Here is a 19,017-nt window from a genome sequence, read left to right as displayed (position 1 = left end):
GCCCCTTTTGCATCTGGATTGGGTTGATTGCCATGACGACCACTCCAAAAAAGAACGTTCGTTCACCTTAGGCCTTTTAGGTGGTTTGAGCAAGGAGGTTGAGCAAGAGACATAATCAGGAAACCGTAAGGGGCTCAGCATTATTCTGCTGGAGATGGTAGAGAAAAGAATCAGTCAAAAAATACTAATCGATGCCATTCCATGGAAGCGTTGTCTGCAAGAATTAAAAGCCGGCCACTACGATGGCGCAGTCAATGCCAGCTTTAAAACAGACCGCGCAGAATTTGCCGTCTACCCCATGACCGTAGATAAAATCGACATCAGCAAAAGAATGCTGATCGACAGCTATAGCCTATATCACCTTAAAGGCAGCAAAGTAGAATGGGACGGCAAAGTATTTAAACCAGACGATGCCATTGTTGGTGCACAAACTGGCTTTTCTGTGGTTGACCAATTAAAAAGTCTAAATCTAAAAGTAGATGACAGCAGTGGCAGCACCGAAATCAATCTAAAAAAACTCTTGTTAGGCCGAGTCACCGCAGTCGCCCTACCAACACTGCAGGGCGATAATCTGCTCGATAAAGATACAGAATTACAAAAAAAAATAGAAAAAATAGCATTGCCACTGATTGAAAAACCCTATTACTTAATTTTCTCCAAACCATTTTTTGCACAAGAAGGCACATTGGTTAAAAAAATATGGGATTCCATCGAATCAACAAGGGAGTCTGCCGAATATAAAAAACAAATGGATCTGTTTAAATAAAACCAGCCTTTATAAGGCATTTAAATATTTTTTAAACCGATAAGCCCCTGTGGCAAAAAGCAGCAGAGCCGCAAATACAGCAGCACAAAGCTGCACCAGCCGCCCCTGAGCCGTCCAAGTAAAGATCAGCCCCGCTGCCGTGCACAGTAGTAAAGCGCCGCCCCCCCATTGCAGCAGCTTGCTTAATAAAGCTTGGTCAATCTTGCGGCAAAGCAACAAGCCGGTGCTTAATACTCCCCCCATCACCGCAGCAGCAATCCCCCATATCCCAAAAAACTCTGGTAAACCAAGTAGCAGCACCGCTTGTATTACACTGCCGCTCAGCTCACAGATTAAAGGGGTACGCGTATTGGCAGCGGCATAGTAATAACGAGCCAGCAAAGCATTCCATGCGCCAAAAATAATCGATACCGCAAATAAAGCCAGTAGCGCTGGGAGCGGGCCAGAAGCAAGGCCTGCAGGCAGCAGTAAATCCACTAAGGCCGGTGCAGCCGCTATTAATCCTACTGCGGCAGGCAGTGTCAGCAGAGTACACAGCAGCAGCCCCGTATCCAGCATCTGCCGCCGCGCAGAAGCACCCTCGCCACTCATTTTCCCCAGCAGCACTTGGTTGAGGCTCATCAGGGCAATCAGCGGGATATTAACTAATTTACGCGCTAGGTTCAGTAAAGTGACCGATCCTTCTCCCAACAAGGAAGCCACTAGTCTTTCCAGCAGGCTCAGCCCTTGGCTGGCGGCACTGCTGCTCAACAGTGGCCAAAGCTGCTTCCATAAGGCGGCATCATCACCAGCTAGAGAGCGATACCAAGGCCGCCACCCCGAGCGCCAAGCAGAAGGCAGTAAAAGCAGCACCATCAAAAGGCTGCCCAAAATAAAACACTGAGCCAACACTACAGGATCAGCCGTTTTTTTCGCCAGCCAGAGATACAGCACCACGGGTAGATTAAATAAGAAAGACCCCAGCCCCGGCAGCACAAAACGACCATCGGCCTGAGCAGGGATAGTTAAAATGGCTTGCAGCATCAATCCGGGAATCACCCATGCCAGCCAGCGCAGCGCATCTGTGGCCAATGTTGCATCAGCCACGGATAAGCCGGGGCCAGTCATTCTGACCAAATAAGGAGCAGCAAGGGTGATCAGCAAAGCTAAAAGCAGCCCCAGCCATAAAAACTGCCGGATTTGCCCAGCCAGCCAGCGATTGCGCGCGGGGTGAGCCTGTAAAAGCGGCAGAGCTGCCGCCGACAATAAGCCCCCTGCCAGCATGGTGCGTAATGCCTCAGGAAAAAAAAGCGCAACGAGGTAAGCATCAGTGCGCCCGCCTGCCCCCCAATCCGCAACCAGCAGCCATTCGCGGCCAAAGCCCAGCACCAGCCCAGCTAGGGTGGCCAATGTCAGTAAAAAAGTGCTGCTCAACATAGTTAGCTCAGCTCAAACAATGGGCTCACAATTAACCTTTAATGAAGCAGGGTAAATAGGCCTTTTCCGCCCACTTTGTAATTTAAATTATGCGGACGCTCGCCCATTACTTTGGCTCCTGAGCCGCCGACAATTTTATAAGGGGCAATTTCTTTGCTGACCAACGTATTAGCGGTGACCACAGCACCACGCCCTATGCGTGAGCCATGGCCAATCAGCGCCCCTGTAGCAATCCATACATAGTCATCAATATAAATTGGCGCAGATACTGACCAAAACTCCGGCGCAGTTAAATCATGACTGCCAGCAATAATTTTGGCATACGATGCTACCGCCACATGATCACCAATAATCAACCCTGCACGAGCATCAATCTGGCAGTGCCAGGCAATGCAGCTGTCATCTCCCATCACTAGGTTTTCGATACCCAGAATTTCGGTCGTGCGCCATACTGCCGAGCCCTTGCCAATTTTCGCCCCGCCAAGGCGCAGCCAAGCCAACCTTACATAATGACTGGGGATTTTATTAATCAGAATGTTGTAACACTGCTCCCAGACCCGCAGCCAGCGGTCTTTAAACGTGGGCCAGTTAATACCGTAGCGGGGTACCAGCGTTGTAGGAATCTCACGGCTAAGCAGTGCATAAAAACGCCTAGCCAGAGGTGGGTCAATCCGTGTTTCGATATTCACCGAGCAGATGGATACGCGCGGGTTGGCTTCATCGCCCTCTTCAAACACCACTTCATTTGCTAGCATCCACTCATAGCTTTGTGCCAGCTCTGCCGGATCTACCGCCAGTTGTTGTGCGTACTGATCCAGGTGACTGCGCAGTGCCGTGGAATGATAAATACGGTGTTTCATACCGCTGTCTTCCTATAAAGATCCGCTTTGGGAAGCGGTTCATGGTTCTGATTTAAGCGACGTGCTGACTGCAGATTAATGGCCATCATCAGCCAAAATAAGGCAATCAGCACCATAGTAAAGCTATAGTAGTGATCAAACAGCCCAGTCAGCAGTGCCGCCAACACTCCCGCCCCTGAGCCCACCCAGATGCTTCGTTCAGCATTCAGCTGCGAGAGTCTGTCCACCGGCCTACACTCACGCCACCACGCCAGAGTCACAGCAATAAATAACAACATGCCGGGCAACCCTAGTTTGTAAATATAGTTTAGCCATAAATTAGAAATCCCCAACAGGCCCGTAGCAGGCGGCGGCGGATCAATTTTGAAGCCAATACCTAGCGGATAGCGGGCCATTGCATCAGGGAAGCGCCGATATTCGTCCATACGAATCTCAGTACTCGCATTAGACGATGAAAAAGTTGTGGCCAGCCGTTCCTGCAAAGGCGGGTAAAACAATACCAGCGCAGCCCCCAGCGCAAGCGCAAGCCCTATCACTCGCCCAGCATAAGGCGCGCGGATAGATGTAAGCCAAAACAGCACCAGTGCTAAGCTCACAATGGCACCGCGTGAGCTACTAAACAGCAATCCTGCCGCCCCAAGTATCGCCACACTAAAGCCCAGCAAGCGCCGCCAACCACTTTGTAAAAGCGCATAGAAAAATGCCAGCGGCAGAAACAGCGCCAGTACGCCTCCGGTTAGATTGGGGTGCACCCAAGGTGAAGCCATGCGGGAGAAATTAGCCGAGAAAATATCTTTCACCGCCTCAGGATGAGCGTATTTCAGCTTTTCTAGAATCACAATAAAGCTATTGGCGTTGTGATCTTTTAAAAACATCCCTACCGATAACAACAGCATCGTCAGCGAGCCAAGCAGCAAAGCAACAATCAGTTGATCGCGCTGCTGCGGGCTTTTCACCAAAATAGGAAACAAAAATAGCGGTGATAAATTAATCAGCCAGCGCAGCCAATTCACAAGGCCATTGCCTTCTGCGTTAATCATTAGCTGGCCGAAGATAAAAGGCAGCGCGCTGTACAGCATCAACAAACGTAAACGCGATTCAGTTTTACCAGGCAGCCAAGATAGCTGGCCCTGTATCATCTGCAAAAAAACCCCCAGCCATACAAGGCCAAGCAAGGCCTCAGATATAGTTACCCGCACCCCCATATTGACCGTGGTATAGGGAATAAAAGTTGCCACAAAAGCGAACATGAGTAACCCGCTAAAAGGCTGGCGAACAATTACTAAAGCCACCACTGCTGCTAGCATGCTCAGCAGCATGGCTGGCACGGAAACAAAAGTCAGGATAGCAGCAAACAGCAAGGCGCAAAGTAAGGCCAGCCCGCGCGAAAACACACTCATCGCGGCATACTCAGCACACCTTGCAGCAATGCCTGCACACGCTTTGTATAAGCAGGCATGGCAAACTGATCTGCCCATGTCTGACGGGCTGCCCAGCGCATGGGCTGAGGACGTGCTGCCAGCTCCAACATCAGCTGCTGTAAACCAGCGCTATCCTGCGGAGAAAAACGGGGGCTCTCTGCTGGGCAAATCTCATCCAGAGCCGAACCACGGGCAACGGCAACCGCTGCGCCCTGTGCCAGCGCTTCAAGCACCGGCAGCCCAAACCCTTCCGCTAGTGATGGCTGCCACAGACAGCGAGTTTGTGCATACAGCGACAATAATTCGGCATCGCTGAGGCCTGATACAAAAAACATACCATCAGCATCTCGCAGTTCAAGTGGTAAATCGCTTGCACTGCCCACCATTACTAGAGCAGGCACGCTAGCATCCTGCTGCCGAGCTTGCTGCCAGCATTGCACAAACCATGGAATATTCTTACGCGGCTCTCTTGTCCCAACCACCAACCAGAATACCGCGGGTAGCGCAGGAAAAGCACACAGGGGCTCCGGTGTGGCAAGGGCAGGCACCGCATTAGGCAGCACTGAGATTTTATCTGCTGCCGCAGGAAACAAGCGTCGAGCCTGATCTGCTGTAAATACTGAAGGTGTCCAGATTGCATCTGCCAGCGCTACCGAGCTGCTGATCCCTACACGATCAATCTGCCGGTAGACCAGCGCCTTGATGCGGTTGCTGTGATGATTTGCCATCGTCAGCTGAAAAACATCGTGCAGCAACAAAACATAGCGGGTATTTGCCGGAGCTCGCCACACCGGCAAGCCGGTATTGGCCGTAGCGATATAAATATCAAGCTCTGCTGTGGCAATGGCTGCAGGTAAAAAACGCAGCTCAAAATTTACCCGCTCCCGTGGCCGGTGCAGGCCATGCACAGGGCTGGCCGTGGCCGGACAATGCGCCAACAGACGATGGGCGTGCTCCAGCGGCGCCGCGGTAAAACGGTATAACTGCGCGTTTTCTCCAGCCAAAATAGCCTGCTCAAGTGCCAGCACTTGCCGCGCAATACCTGAATAAGGCGCAGCAGTTACCGGACGATAATCAATTCCTATCCGCATATTTTATTTTCTGATAGAGAGTTTCAAGCTGGCTGGCACTGATCTGCCAGTCATTGTTTTGACACACATAATATCGCCCTGCTTCTGCCATTGCCCTAGCAGATTCCCCCTGACGCAGTAACTGCAGCAGGGCTTGCGCTAGCTCAGCCGCCGTTGCTCCGCCCAGATAATCATGGCCATCCTGCAGCGCTAAACCGGATACGCCCTGAGGCGTACTTACCAGAGGCAAGCCCGCCGCCAGCGCTTCCAGCACCTTTAGCTTAGAGCCACCACCTTCGCGCAGCGCCGCCAGAAACACTGCAGATTGTTGCTGCTCAAGCGTTAAGTCAGCAACAAAACCCTGCCATTCAATGCGTGAATCTGGCCAGCGTTCACGCCAGCTGGCGGGCATAGCATAGCCACAAATAGCAAAACGCACCTCGGGCATTTGTTGCCAGACCAGAGGCAAAATCTCATCAAGGCTCCAAGCCACCGCATCTAGATTAGGTGGGTATTCAAAATTACCCACAAACAAAACCCGCTGGCTATCTAAATCGGGATGAACACAGGCAAATGCAGCGGTATCAACCCCATTAATCACCACATCTACTTCACGTTGGCAGTGTTCAGCGAGATTTTTTGCATCCCCTGCGGTCACTGCGGCCACTTTATATGGCAGGCCTAATGCTTTTTTCTCCCAACGGCGATAACGCCACTGATCAAAGTAAATATAGGGCCGCAACCAAAATGGCAGCTGCTGGTAAGTTGCAGCACCTATAGACGATTCAACATTGTGTTCAGTCAGTAAAAAAGACTGCTTCTTTTGCTGCAGCTGCTGGAAAAAAGGCTGCAAACCATAGCTGTGCTCTATCTGCACCACATCCCAATCTTCTGTCAGCAAATCAGCAAACACGCGCTCCAGCGCAGGAGCAAAACCATTCACACTCACCAGCAGAGGATAAGGTGAAAATACGGCAGCCAGCAGGGTTAGTGGATGCCTGATTGGCCTGCGCGGTAATACAATCAGCCTGTCTACAATCGCCTCAAGATGGGCTTTTGCACTGGCAGACAGTGGCGTTTTACTTTGCACCAGTAAAGTAATGCGGTGCCCTTTATTCGCTAATGTGCGCAGCAAATGATACTGGCGTAACTTACCGCCACTGCTGGTAGGCCAAGGTAGATAAGGCAAAGTCCAGAGAATTTTTAAGGATGGTGTTGTCGATGCCAAAAGCGCGGCGCGGGGCTGTGATTGTTCGTGCACCATTAGCGCCATTCCAGTATTTGCAGCTGATGTGTCACCGCCAGACGGCCTGACTTTAAGGCCGTTTTAGCACCACTAAGCGGCTGATACAGCGTCGCACCTTCAACCCCCGCCACGTCAATCACACCCGCCTCATCCGCCCAAAACATCCATAACTTACTACCATCAGGTTTTTTCCAGGCAATGCTGTATAGGCCATTTACCGAGCCCTTATAGCTTGGCGCCTCCCCAGGAGACAAACTAGGGCCAGTAATTTTTAAAAACTGTGCCAACGCCTTATAGGCAGGCTTAGGTTTGCCCTGTAAATCCAGCAGACCATAGCTGCGATCACGTACGCCCGCACGGCTATCTAAATCAGACAGCGCAAACAAAAACACCCGATCAAAATCAGAAACACTCATCAGCACTAGCCTGCGTAACAGATAATCTGCCTGTCCAGCTTCACCGATCAGGCTTTGTTCTTCCTTAGGCCCCGCATAGCTAGACCAGCCCCACTCTGTCGCCCAGATTCCTGGCACTTTCATGGCACGTAAACGCTGGTTAATTTCTTTAGAACGCAAAATAAAATCGCGCTCTTTAACATCGTCGCCCTCCGGCTCTTGGCTATAGGGGTGATAAGCAACAATAGCCCCCAGCCCAAGTGCCCCTTTTTTGCCCAGCTCTTCCAGCATCAGGCCTCGTTTAATCGGCATCTGGCTGTAATAGGCCATCCCAGCCATCACAACTGGCTTGCTTGGTGCGATCTGCTTGAGTACACGCACTGAAGACTGCAGCATCCTTCCATAATCAGCTGCATTTTCAGCTGGTCGCCAAAAGGCGGGTAAATTAGGTTCATTCCATACCTGCCAGGCATCCACCGAAGGGTAGCGCTTGGCCAACATGCCCATGCGCTTAGCAAAAACCTCATTATCTTTGGGGGGATACTGATCTTTATTGCCTGCCAATAGCGGAGCACTACTCGCAAAAGGTGCCGAGCCAACCAGATAAAAAACTGACTTTAACTGCTTATCTTTCAGGGCATCGACCACAGTATCTATGGGCTTAAAAAGATAGTCATTCTCTTTGGCTTCATGTCTGTCCCAGTGCAAATCTACCCGAGTCCACTCCAGCCCAAGATCCCGCAACCTGTCCATCTGCAAGGCAGCCTGCTGCGGGGTAAACCATAAAAAGTGCGCATTAACCCCTAAAAAATCCCGCCAAACCACAGGCCTAGGGGCGACAAGTTTTACTTCTGTCGCAGGCACCGAGCAGGCCAAAAAAAACAATAAGCAAGCAACACAGCCATTTTTAATGCGCATTTATTTTCCTTAAACTAGGCTGCTAAATAAGGCCCTAAACTGCTTGGCAGTTTCAGGCCATGCCCTCACCTTCCCTAGTTTTTGTGCATTCATACTTCTTTCAGATAAAAGATCCGGCTGATCCAGTAGGCATTGCAGCTCAGCCGCTAATGCCGCCGTATCGCCTTGAGCATAAACCGCACCATTTCCAAATGAAACCTCTTCAGAAAAAGATCGAGCATCTGAAGCAACCACGCTGCGACCACAGGCAGCGGCCCATGACAACACACCGCTAGTTCCACGCATTTGCCCCAAATAAGCTAGTTTTTTTGATTCTTGGTACGGCAAAATCAGCACGTGATGAGACTGAATCAGCTCCACAATTTTTTCCTGCGGCACATCTGTCTGCCAGCGGACAAGACCATCCGGCAAGCCGGATGAGGTGATCTTATTTTTTAACTCATCCAGATAAGATGGGCCATTGGCAAAAGTCATTTCGGGTGCCGTCCCACCTGCCAGCGTTAAAGATACAGCGGCGTAAGGGCGCTGTATCAGTAGCAGTGCCAGTGCATCAATGAGATCCTCAATCCCTTTTCCACGATAGATAAAACCAAAGTACAAAATCTGCAAAGGCCCAGACGGAGGAAGAGCAGGCAGAGGCTGAGCAGCTATGACCTGATTACCATGAGCAATCTTGCGCACCTTGCCATCCGGCAAGCGCATACGCTCAGTCAGACAACGTGCCCCGATTGCGGTTAAGGTAATCAAAGCCCGCAGCTTTGCAGCAAGGCGGCGCTCTCTCGCTAAAGTGAATGGATCACATAGTAAAACCAACAGTTGATAAACGCGGCGAGGAAGCAGCCTGCTCAGCAACAAAGGCCAGCCAGCCGGACGCCAGATCAGGCGTTCAGGATCATGCACTGTGGCACTTAAGGGTAAATCAGGATAATGCTCAGACAGCCACTCAAGCGCCATAAACTCACCGCTGCGCCCACCTCCAAGTTCGGCATGAACCAGATCAAACTTCTGCCAGTCTATACCCTGCATCTGTTGATCTATGCCACTGGCACGGGCAGCAAGCCGCTGATTTTTAAACGGGGTAATCAGTACTAGACCTTCCTGACTTAGAGCCTGTTGCAAGGCAAAAGCATAATCTGCGATGCCATTTTGTTCTGGTGGTAATGGTGCAATTAGCGCAATTCGCATAAATAACCTTATTAAGCGCTCAGCTATTGTTACAGCTTATAGAGCTATGAATACCTGAGCTCCCAGAGCTTTATCGGGAAATACGGCTGAGTAAACCCGAAGATATTTCAAAGCGCCGCCGATTAATAATCACACCATCCACTTTTTTAAACGCTGTATTTAAAATAGATAAGGTATTCTCAACCATAGGCACCGTTGACTGACGCGCCTCTATTACCATTAATATCAAATCTGCCTGCTTTAAACGAATAAATGCATCTGGATTCACTAATAGAGCAGAGGCATCAATTAAAACTACCTCTCCAGCAGTGGCGGATTCATCATCTGCAATGCGGCTTTTAATTCCACGCTCTGATAAAATACGCTGAAAATGCGTCATAATAAAACTAACACCCTCGCCTTTACGCGATGAGGTAATGCCAATATTTAGACCCTGCTGCTTTAAAATATCCAGTGGTAACTGACTATAAAGACGATAAATACTCGCCTCAAAAGACGGCACAACTTTATTTCCCTCATGCTCCATAATGGTCGTCCATAAAGGCACATCAAAATGCGACTGCACTTTACCACCGTCATGAATACGCTGATCAAGTAAATAGCAAAGATAAATAACAAAGAAGCCGACGGCAATACCTGCTGGCAACGCCATAAATAGCATTAATAAGCTTTTAGGAAATACGCGCGACGGTGTAAAAGTAGCCTGCTCAATTACTGCAATATTACTAATACGATTATTGTCTAGTTCACGGTCAATTCTAGATTTCTCAAGGCTATTTACATAAAGTAAGTAATTTTTTTCTGCCACCGCTAAATCACGCTCTAATCTGGAAAGATCAGGGTCAACGGATAAAATACGCTGCCGCTCTTGCTTTAGCTTAAGTAGCTCTTGATCATACGCGGCAATCTGCGCCTTTAATTCAATTTGCCTAGTATCACGCTCAAGAGCAGAGCGTTTCAACATCGTTACCAGCTCATTGGGGACTAGGTTTTCTGAGCGCTGCAAATTGTCTTTTTCTTCTGTAATCTGCTCTTTCAGCATGCGAATGCTGTTATTTAACTCCAACACGGGAGGCGCCTGATCCTGATAGTTTTTTAACTTATCAATCCGCTCCAGAACCAGCCCACTTAACTTAAGCTTCATATCCTGCTGCACAGGATTCAGGCCCACTTCACGCTCTTTACTAACCTCCTGCGGCAGACCTGCAGCTCGGCGGCTGGCGCTGATAATGCCTTTTTCCAGTCCCTGCTGTTCTGCACTGCCTTCTCCACGTTGAGCAGACACTTTATTAATTCTATCTGTTAGGCTTTCAAGCCTCTCTTTGCTGCTCATTCCATCAATAAGCTTTAACTTTTCAGTGATTTGTAATTTTGTTTCCGCTACCTGCTTTGCTAAGCGTTGGCTTTCAACATCATAAAATTCATACAGACTGTTATTTGCAAGCTTCTGAGCACGCTCCTCTTGGTAAATAGCAACCCACTTATTAACCACACGCTGAGCAATTAACGGGTTATCCCAAGTAAAACTAATTTCCATTACTGAGGAGCCGGCCTCATGACTCACTGAAAATTGTTTTTCTAATTTGCTGGCAAGACGTTCAACAGGTGTTTGTGTTTCTGCTAGGCCTATAAAAACCACAATAAAACGCACACCTTCAATAACCTCACTCACACCCTGCTTAATATAATATTTAACCAGCTTCCAGCCATTTTTCTCAGTATTCTCGTTCATTTCACTCATATAAAACTCGGCCACTTTGCGAATAATCGGCCGGCCAGTGAGCATTTTTTCTTCATCAACAATAGGATCACGCTGCGTACTTGGCGCAACTAAAGTCTGCCGATCACTATACTCAATCGGTACCGTGCTCATAGCACGACCTGGTTTTACCAAAAGACGGGCTTCAGATACATAACGGGATGGCAGAAAAAAGGCGGCCAGTACAATTAATACTGTTGTGGCGATCATCGCCCACATAAATTCTTTTTTAAATATATAAAAAAGCCGCAAAATATCGCGAAAAGACCTGATATCTATCATGGGATGGACACCGAGGTGGAGCTCTGGCTTTTATTTAAATCATAACTAAAGCCAATACCAATACCTTTTGAAAAAGGCAACAATTGATTAAAATACATATCTACGCTCTCTACTGCATTTCCTAGCAAGGATTTGGGTACAAAAACAATATCGCCACGCTGCAATATAACACCACGCCGGTTATTATCAGCCAATAAAAACTGGCTGAAATCAGTAAAGTAAACCTGATATAAACCTTCTTCGTTCATCCTTAATAAAGCAATATGATGACTATCTGCAGAAGGCAATACGCCACCTGCACCGATAATCGCCTGCTCAATACTCGCTGCAGCGGTTAACTCATAGGCAGAGGGATTACGTACCGCTCCACCAACAAACACACGATTACCAGGCGCAATTGCGATATTGGTAGTCACTTTGGGGTAGCGATAAATAGCTGACAGCTTCTTGCTGATTTCTTCAGCAATATCTTCGGGGGTGCGGTGAGTGGCCTGAATCAGCCCCGCATAGGGATATGAGAATGTGCCATCAGGCCGTACAAAGAACAATGACATTTCATCTTTTTCAGCGGGCGTCTGTGCATCCCTCACTATCCTCAGAGTATCGCCATTCATCACTCTGGTTACCGGAGAAGGCAGTTTGCTTATGTTATTTAATTCAATCTGCTTCTGATCTAATACGCTTTGTTCAGGTAACAGCAGGCTACTTGGGGTGGAGCAGGCACTCAGCAGTAATACACAAATACAAAACCTTTTTTTCATACACTTTTATTTCCAGTAACCTGCAAACATGCCAATATGGCGCTTTAAGGAAGTCGGCAAATATTTTTCTAAATGCCCAGTACGATACCCTGCAAGTTTAAATAGTACTCTAACCATCACTTCAGCAGCCCGCCACTTCTGCCCAGACTTTGCAAGCGTCGCCAGTTCAGACAAAACAAAGCGTTTGCCTTCGCCGCTTGCCTTGCCAAAGTGCTCTGCAATCCATGATTCCTTGCCATAAAAAACACCAATATCAAAATAACGTCTGAACTCCTGCAACACCGTATAGTGATGCGAGTGATAAACCTCAGCGCTGGCTTCATAGCGAATCAGCCAGTTATTTAATAACATTTTTCCTGCCACATAGGCGTCTTCAGTACCAATAATATTTTGAGGAAAGCCACCTACAGACTCCAGAGCCACTGCACGGTAAGCCGCAAATGAATCCGAGCTGAAACAAGTTTTAATCCCTAATTCAGAAGCATCACCCAGGTACTTGGTACGGCTCTGCGCCGGATAATTAAAACAGCGTGCATGGCTTTCTAGCACACCCGCTCCCTGCCTTGGCAGCTGACGCCCATATGCCACGGCGATTGCATCATTTGCCAGTATAGCGTTCCGCAGGTTTTGTAATGCATAACGGTTAGCTGGAATTGCATCCTGCGTCATATAAATAATTACATCCGCGTTAACCTGCTGCCTTGCCCACTCCCGCGTGCCGCCATGATTAAACTGACTGGCTGCAATTGTTACCACTTTAGCTCCTGCTGCACGAAAGCGCTGAACTGTGTCATCACTGGACTGACTATCAACAACCAGCCACTCATCAGGCTGTAGTGTTTGCTCAGCTAAAGCAGCCAATAAACGGTCTAAATATGGTCCCGCATTTCGTACAGGCAGGATCAGCGCAGTGCGTGTCATTTAACTTAGCTCCATGATGGAAACGATGCAATCAGGCAATATCTGTGCGTTGTTCAATTACCGAAAAAAAATGATAATAAATATAAAATTATTTATATAAATATCGATTTAATTATCAGCAATATCAGCGATTAAATTAGCACCACTTCAACTCAATCAAAATCGCAGTGCAACACAGTTCTTCAGCAAATATACACAAAAAAACAATCACACCGACCACAGTGATTCACCTTATATAAAAACATAAAAACCATAAAAAACAACATGTTAATTAACTGGCAAAACCAGTATCAATTAATGATAAATACCATTTTTTTATTTAAGTAAAATTGAAAAACACATTTAATTAAATAAGATGAAAGCTAAAAACAAGACATGTGAAAATAAAATGTCATATTTAAAAGAAAAAAGCCGTTAGTCCACAGAAATCATAAAAAATCCACATGGAAGGCCACACAAGTAGCGCCAAAGTAGCGAATATAAAATAATCTCTAATACCACTTGTAAAAATATACCAATCAAAAAAAGGGCAAAAAAAAGCGGATCAGTGGCAACTGACCCGCATAAAAAAATAAAAAAAACCCCTAAAAAGATGTAAAGAGTGTGATCTTGTTCAACAAAAAAGCCGTTCGTCCCGCGTGAGTGGGCTCTGGCTGTTGGACTTCATATATTGCAATGCAAAATACACCCCCTCCTAAGTAGCAGAAGCACAGGCACTAAAATACACATCATGCACGTCTAAGGCTTGCTTGTGCCATGAGCTACCACTACCCGCTTTTATAATCAGCCAATCAAGAGCACTGTTGCTAAGCCCCTACCTGGCCCCCAATCTAGCCGGTTAAATAATGGCTAAATGACTAGGAGCTTAAATTGCTTTACTAACGTGGACATGAAAACACCCCAAAGAGATGGATGGGAATCCACATTTGGGGCGCAGTTCAGTATTGGCTTAAACCAGTACTGGATGCCAAAAACGACTTAGTCCACCACACACATAGAAATTACAAACCTATAGCGTATCTTTTCGTGTTTTCAGTGTTTTTCGTAAAAAAACTCTATGCCTAGCATTACTTATGGACTGCGCCTCGGTATTTTCTGAATCAACAAACCCAACAAAATCAATAACAGGCCCAGCATGGTAGAAGGCAAGATGGCCTCGCCTAATACCGACCAAATCAAAAATAAGGATACAAAGGGTGCTAAGAAAATAAGATTCGCTATTTTTGCCGTGCTATTTGTTAGCTTCATCGCCATTAACCACAGTACAAATGTAAAGCCCATCTCAAATGCGCCAATATATGCAGCCCCCACCAAGCCCTGCCAAGCAATAGCCCCTAGCTCGCCCGTAAATGCGCACCATAATAATGACAGCGGCAAAGAAACCGCAAAATTAAGCGCTAAACCCAATACAGGCTCGCGCTGATCTTTGGTGTTAAATATCCAATAGGCGGCCCATAATAAAGTAGAAACTAAAGCCAGCAGCACTCCACCTACATTTGAAAAACTCAGCTGTAATATATCGCCTCGCGTGCCAATAATCAGCACGCCAAAATAACAAAAAACAGCAGAAAAAATATCGCTTGTTTTTAAAACCTGCTTTAAAAATGGCACAGCCAATAATGCCATAGTTAATGCCCAAGTATAATTAATTGCCTGCGCTTCCTGTGCAGGTAATAATGAATAGGCTTTAAATAGTACTAAATAATAAATAAAAGGATTAATTGCCCCAAATAGTAGCGAAACACGCCAATTTTTTTGCAATGCAGGCCAAAATTCTTTCAAGCGACCTTGATACATTAGAATGGATAGAAGAGATATTAACGATGCGCTGCTTGCATAAAGCACTAATTGCGCGGGGCTTAAATAAGCTAAGCTAATCTTAAATGCCGTTGCCACAGTAGACCATGCCAGTACGGCAAGCAGGCCAAAAAAAGATGCTTTTTGCTGTTGCGTCAAGGCTTATTACTCCCATTTTAGAGTGCAAAGCTTAACAAGCATAAAGTGTCTTGACCATCAGGAAATACAGCGGGGTAAGCAAAAAGTTCATGCCATTGAAATACACTCTTCGATAAAATCATTACTTCTCTAGCCAAGGAATAACGATATGTCAAAAGAGGCATCAAGGGGCTTGCCTCTGCAGCACAGTAACATTCAGCGCAAAAGCCTTGATCAGTCATGTTGGCACTTGCCACTGTGGCATGTACAGAAAATAGGGAGGTTAGCCAGCTGAAGAGTAAAATAGTGCAGAGTAGTTCTATTGATAAAACAGAGTTAAGTGCGGCATCATAAGCGATCGAGTATTACAAAAATCAGTATCGTTATTCCCGCGCTGAAGCCTGCCCTCAAATACCTTAATCGGTAGTGGGAATCTAGCGACGCTATTGCCGCCCCGACAAAAAACACTCGGGGGTGCCTCTTTTGTAGGCAGCTTAAAATTTATGAAAACTTTTTATTCACTATTTAACATAAATCATCGATTAGATATCTTTGGTATAACCTCTTTATCCATCGCTTCCTTAATTGACTTATTAAAATCCAGCAGAAAATGTTGCATTTTCATTTTTTTATGAAACCCAAGATACAAAGGATCAGCGCCTAATCCATGTTTCAATATAACAAACTGATCACGTTTTTGATATAAAAATGGATCTGACTTTAACGCCATAAGCAATCCATTTTCCCCTCCACCGGTTACAATACAATCAATACGATCATAAAGTAGTTTTTTTAAGCGTACAGCTATAGAGTAATTTATATCAACTTCAAATACCTTATTTTCCATCGCGGCATTAAATTCATTGCCATAGCTAGCATCATTCGTCACACCTACCACTTTACCTTTTAAATCAGCAGTTGAATTAAAAGTAAATTCATTTCCTTTTTTTACAATGACATCAATCGGAATAAGATAAAAAGGCTCAGAATAATCAAACAGTGCCATACGCTTTTTTGTTTTAGACAGGCCGATCACCCCTCCTTTTCCCCTAAGTGCCATTTCATAAGCACGCTTCCAGTTACTTAATTCAAAAACAAATTTTGTATTACCTCGACCCTCATGGTATTTCAACAGATCATAAGCTGGCCCAGCCGGCTTACCCTGCGCATTCTTATAACTGACAGGGCGATAATCATCATTAAAAAAGATGGTCACCTCTTCGGCGTATAGCATGCTGCTGCAAAGCAGCAAAATAAGACCCCAGTTTTTAATTAGATAACGCATGCTTTCCCCTACTTACGGCATAGATTCAAACCTTAGTTTAGCCATCCCTGCAAAAATTACTGTACAAACAAAAAGCCTCATAATTCCTTCTGAAGCTTTATATAATCTTACGAAAAACCAGCTGATTCTGCCTATTGCTGAGACAAAGCCACGTATGCATATAGGGCAAACAGCCGCCCCTACGAGGCATATTCCTTAACGTTGATACTCTCAGGCAAACAAAAAAAAATAAGCAGGATAACAACAAGCCAAGCTGGCCTGTCTATTTGGCATAAGCCGAGAAATGCTCTAGCCCTATCTAAAAGCTGTAAGCAGTCCAATCTTAGCCAGCATGGTCTTGAGGGTTTGAATAATGGCTAAGGCGGGCTGAGTGTTGGCATTTAAACCGGCGGCGCAGCCAGCGAATAGGTGCGCCGATCAGTGGGAGTTTTTGCAGTAATTCTTCCGCAGCATCCCAATAATCGCGGTGCAGCGTAACATCACCATTCGCATTAAAAACCAAATGTGAGCCGCCGATGATTTGATAAGGTTTGCCTTGCAAATTGAACTCAAACGTCCAAGTGATAAATGCTTGTTGGCCTTGTTCAAGCCGCTCTGCAATGATAAAGCGCGGCTTGTCCGTGGTGGCAAACATATGGCTAAAAATAGCTTCAATCGCCGCCACACCTTGTACATCGTTAAATGGATCTTTAAAACGCGCATCGGCAGCGTAAAACTGCCCTAATTGCGGCAATGTTTGCGGGCTAATTTGGCTGTACCAATCAAGTAAGGCGGTCAGTTTAGTCATGATAGCTTTAAAAAACGGTGGAAAAGTGCAAAGCGCAGGCGGTAGGGTAACAATTGTAATAGCTTAAGAATTTGGGTAAAGCGGCGCGGAAAATGAATTTCAAATTGCCCAGCACTGATGCCGCCCCAAATGGCCGTAGCGGCTTGCTCCGAGGTTTGCAGCGCGGGCATTGTGAATACGTTTTTAGCCGTTAGTTCAGTTTTTACAAAGCCTGGATTAATCAAATAAACGCTTAAACCCTTTGGGTGTAAATCACTGTATAAAATTTCAGCCAAATTGATCAGAGCCGCTTTGCTTGGGCCGTATACCGTAGCATTGGGTAAGCCCATATAGCCAGCCACACTGGCAACCAGCGCGATACCGCCGCTGCCTTGCGCCAGCATGCTTGGCAAGATGCTTGCAAGGCCCGAATATACCGCGCCTAGATTAATGGCTAAAGTCTGAGCGGCACCGGCGGGGGTGACTTCCCAACTGCGCTCGGGGCGATAATCTGCAGCGCAAAAAACAACTAAATCCACCCCACCCATTGCAGCGCAAGCGGCTGCATACGCTGCGGGCCAAGCGGTTTGCTCGCTCGCATCAAAGGCAAGCACATGGGCCTTGGGCTGGCTTTGCGCGATTTGCTCTAACTGCGCCAGCCGCCTTGCCGATAGCGTAACGTGGGCACCTGCGCTAAGCGCTTGCTTAGCGAGCGCCGCACCAATCCCGCTGGACGCGCCAATCAGCCAGATGCGCTGATTAAGCCAGCTTGGTATTACGGGGTTCATCGGCGGCCACATGATTAGTCTCTTTTCTTAAAGAACAGCGTTACTTGCCCAAGCTCAAAGCCAAATTTTTGCATGCTGGCGCGATTCATCATTGATTTGTTGTCGATCAGAAACATCCAATCGTCAAATTGCACTTCATAGGTTTTACCATCCACCGGTAACAACATTGTGTATTGCCAGTTGAGAGCATTGCCAGATATTTTGCCGATTGCTACACCTTTAACGTCATCAGCCGTCCCCCGCCAGCTGCCATCGGCTTGCTGAACTAAGGTCCAGATGCGTTGCTGCGTTGTGCCATCATCGTATTTAAAACGCTCATCCAGCACTAACTTGCCTTGGTTTTGCGTACCCGTAATTTCAACATGAAAACGCTTCACGACTTCACCGCTGCGCTTTTGAAACATACCCCATGCATCCGTGCTACCAACAAAGTACTGCACCAAATCGAGCTTAGGTTCAGATTTTTGATATTGCTGCACATCAGGTGAGGCGCAAGCAGTGAGCACGCCGCAGAGTGCTGCGAGTAGAGATTTTTTCATGTGTTTACTCCGGCTGTGTGAGGGCGAATTCGATACAACAAATACAAAGCCAACAATTTAAATCCACAAGGCAAGCCCGCGTAGATCCAAGCCAAAACAGGGCCAGCAACTTGTCCGGGTTGATAATCAAGTAGCGCCAATAGCGGCAAAGCCAGGCCCGATAGCGCTAGAGCCAATTTGCCCAGCAGTGTCCAAATACCAAAGTAAATAGAGGGCGAATCCTCATGCTGAATCATCTGCGCCAAGAGTACTGGGGGCAGCGCAAGATCTGCACCAAGCGCTAAACCTGCCGCAATGCAAACCACTAAATAGGCCGAATAATCACCAACACCGAGCAACGCTGCGCTACAAAAAGCCAGAATCGCCAGTAACATCCCCCAGCGCCAAGCGCACAAAGCGCCCACTTTTTTAGCCAGCATCACCCACAGCGGTAGCCCGACCGCCGCCGCCACAAAATAAGTGGCTAAAAATGCACCTGCATAGCTGGCGGCTTGAAGACGATCATTGATAAAAAACAGCGCCAAAGTAGATGGAATAGCCACTGATATGGCATTGATAAAATAAGGGAGGAGCAAAGATTTACCTGATTATGTCTCTTGCTCAATTGAGGCTTGAAATACCCCTCTTGGACAAGGTTTAGCCTGCATCACGGCTTTGAGTAATCGAGGAATCAGAGCGCACAGGTCTGCTCGACGATTGAAACG

At 47.0% G+C, this 19,017-nt stretch carries 17 protein-coding genes; 1 reads left to right on the top strand and 16 read right to left on the bottom strand.

From position 1 onward, the window contains the following. Nucleotides 1-154 precede the first annotated feature (154 nt). The gene (locus tag R6242_RS20850; protein WP_412100726.1) at nucleotides 155-766 is read left to right on the top strand and encodes a substrate-binding periplasmic protein; all 612 of its coding nucleotides are present in this window, start codon (nucleotides 155-157) and stop codon (nucleotides 764-766) included. 9 nt (nucleotides 767-775) lie between these two features. Here R6242_RS20850 and R6242_RS20845 read toward each other — a convergent pair whose 3' ends face one another. The 16 genes from R6242_RS20845 to R6242_RS20770 form a co-directional block, all read right to left on the bottom strand. Then, on the bottom strand, nucleotides 776-2,182 hold the full coding sequence (locus R6242_RS20845; RefSeq protein WP_318430588.1) for a lipid II flippase MurJ: 1,407 nt from the start codon (nucleotides 2,180-2,182) through the stop codon (nucleotides 776-778). A 38-nt stretch (nucleotides 2,183-2,220) separates the two neighbouring features. Then, nucleotides 2,221-3,042 carry an acyltransferase gene (locus tag R6242_RS20840; protein ID WP_318430586.1) on the bottom strand — a complete coding sequence of 274 codons (822 nt, stop codon included), beginning with the start codon at nucleotides 3,040-3,042 and terminating at the stop codon, nucleotides 2,221-2,223. Then, nucleotides 3,039-4,442: an O-antigen ligase family protein gene (locus R6242_RS20835; RefSeq protein ID WP_318430584.1), complete on the bottom strand. Its 1,404-nt coding sequence runs from the start codon at nucleotides 4,440-4,442 to the stop codon at nucleotides 3,039-3,041. The genes R6242_RS20840 and R6242_RS20835 overlap by 4 nt, the downstream gene beginning before the upstream one ends. Continuing rightward, nucleotides 4,439-5,554 (bottom strand): glycosyltransferase family 1 protein, encoded by a 1,116-nt coding sequence (locus R6242_RS20830; RefSeq protein WP_318430583.1) that lies wholly within the window; start codon nucleotides 5,552-5,554, stop codon nucleotides 4,439-4,441. The genes R6242_RS20835 and R6242_RS20830 overlap by 4 nt, the downstream gene beginning before the upstream one ends. Continuing rightward, the gene (locus R6242_RS20825; RefSeq protein WP_318430581.1) at nucleotides 5,538-6,797 is read right to left on the bottom strand and encodes a glycosyltransferase family 4 protein; all 1,260 of its coding nucleotides are present in this window, start codon (nucleotides 6,795-6,797) and stop codon (nucleotides 5,538-5,540) included. Before R6242_RS20825 ends, R6242_RS20830 begins: the two co-directional genes overlap by 17 nt. Next, nucleotides 6,797-8,092 carry a cellulase family glycosylhydrolase gene (locus R6242_RS20820; RefSeq protein WP_318430580.1) on the bottom strand — a complete coding sequence of 432 codons (1,296 nt, stop codon included), beginning with the start codon at nucleotides 8,090-8,092 and terminating at the stop codon, nucleotides 6,797-6,799. Before R6242_RS20820 ends, R6242_RS20825 begins: the two co-directional genes overlap by 1 nt. A 9-nt stretch (nucleotides 8,093-8,101) precedes the next feature. Beyond that, a complete protein-coding gene (locus R6242_RS20815) occupies nucleotides 8,102-9,277 on the bottom strand; it encodes a glycosyltransferase (RefSeq protein WP_318430579.1) in 1,176 nt (391 codons plus the stop codon). Nucleotides 9,278-9,347: 70 nt separating this feature from the next. Next, the gene (locus R6242_RS20810; RefSeq protein WP_318430578.1) at nucleotides 9,348-11,318 is read right to left on the bottom strand and encodes an exopolysaccharide transport family protein; all 1,971 of its coding nucleotides are present in this window, start codon (nucleotides 11,316-11,318) and stop codon (nucleotides 9,348-9,350) included. Continuing rightward, a complete protein-coding gene (locus tag R6242_RS20805) occupies nucleotides 11,315-12,079 on the bottom strand; it encodes a polysaccharide biosynthesis/export family protein (protein WP_318430577.1) in 765 nt (254 codons plus the stop codon). The genes R6242_RS20810 and R6242_RS20805 overlap by 4 nt, the downstream gene beginning before the upstream one ends. 6 nt (nucleotides 12,080-12,085) lie before the next feature. Then, complete coding sequence (locus R6242_RS20800; RefSeq protein WP_293933357.1) at nucleotides 12,086-13,000, bottom strand: glycosyltransferase family 2 protein; 915 nt, start codon at nucleotides 12,998-13,000, stop codon at nucleotides 12,086-12,088. Between the two features lie 1,071 nt (nucleotides 13,001-14,071). Then, nucleotides 14,072-14,956 (bottom strand): DMT family transporter, encoded by an 885-nt coding sequence (locus R6242_RS20795; RefSeq protein WP_318430576.1) that lies wholly within the window; start codon nucleotides 14,954-14,956, stop codon nucleotides 14,072-14,074. 514 nt (nucleotides 14,957-15,470) lie between these two features. Further along, on the bottom strand, nucleotides 15,471-16,220 hold the full coding sequence (locus R6242_RS20790; RefSeq protein WP_318430575.1) for a substrate-binding periplasmic protein: 750 nt from the start codon (nucleotides 16,218-16,220) through the stop codon (nucleotides 15,471-15,473). A gap of 322 nt (nucleotides 16,221-16,542) precedes the next feature. Beyond that, a complete protein-coding gene (locus R6242_RS20785) occupies nucleotides 16,543-17,007 on the bottom strand; it encodes a nuclear transport factor 2 family protein (RefSeq protein WP_318430574.1) in 465 nt (154 codons plus the stop codon). Continuing rightward, nucleotides 17,004-17,786 (bottom strand): SDR family NAD(P)-dependent oxidoreductase, encoded by a 783-nt coding sequence (locus R6242_RS20780; protein WP_318430573.1) that lies wholly within the window; start codon nucleotides 17,784-17,786, stop codon nucleotides 17,004-17,006. Before R6242_RS20780 ends, R6242_RS20785 begins: the two co-directional genes overlap by 4 nt. A 2-nt stretch (nucleotides 17,787-17,788) precedes the next feature. Further along, the gene (locus tag R6242_RS20775) at nucleotides 17,789-18,313 is read right to left on the bottom strand and encodes a DUF3833 domain-containing protein (protein ID WP_318430572.1); all 525 of its coding nucleotides are present in this window, start codon (nucleotides 18,311-18,313) and stop codon (nucleotides 17,789-17,791) included. Beyond that, the gene (locus R6242_RS20770) at nucleotides 18,310-18,888 is read right to left on the bottom strand and encodes an MFS transporter (RefSeq protein ID WP_318430571.1); all 579 of its coding nucleotides are present in this window, start codon (nucleotides 18,886-18,888) and stop codon (nucleotides 18,310-18,312) included. The genes R6242_RS20775 and R6242_RS20770 overlap by 4 nt, the downstream gene beginning before the upstream one ends. Nucleotides 18,889-19,017 lie beyond the last annotated feature (129 nt).

The organism is Iodobacter sp. CM08, from assembly GCF_033446605.1.
GTDB lineage: Bacteria > Pseudomonadota > Gammaproteobacteria > Burkholderiales > Chitinibacteraceae > Iodobacter.
This window is presented reverse-complemented; position numbering and strand designations above follow the sequence as displayed.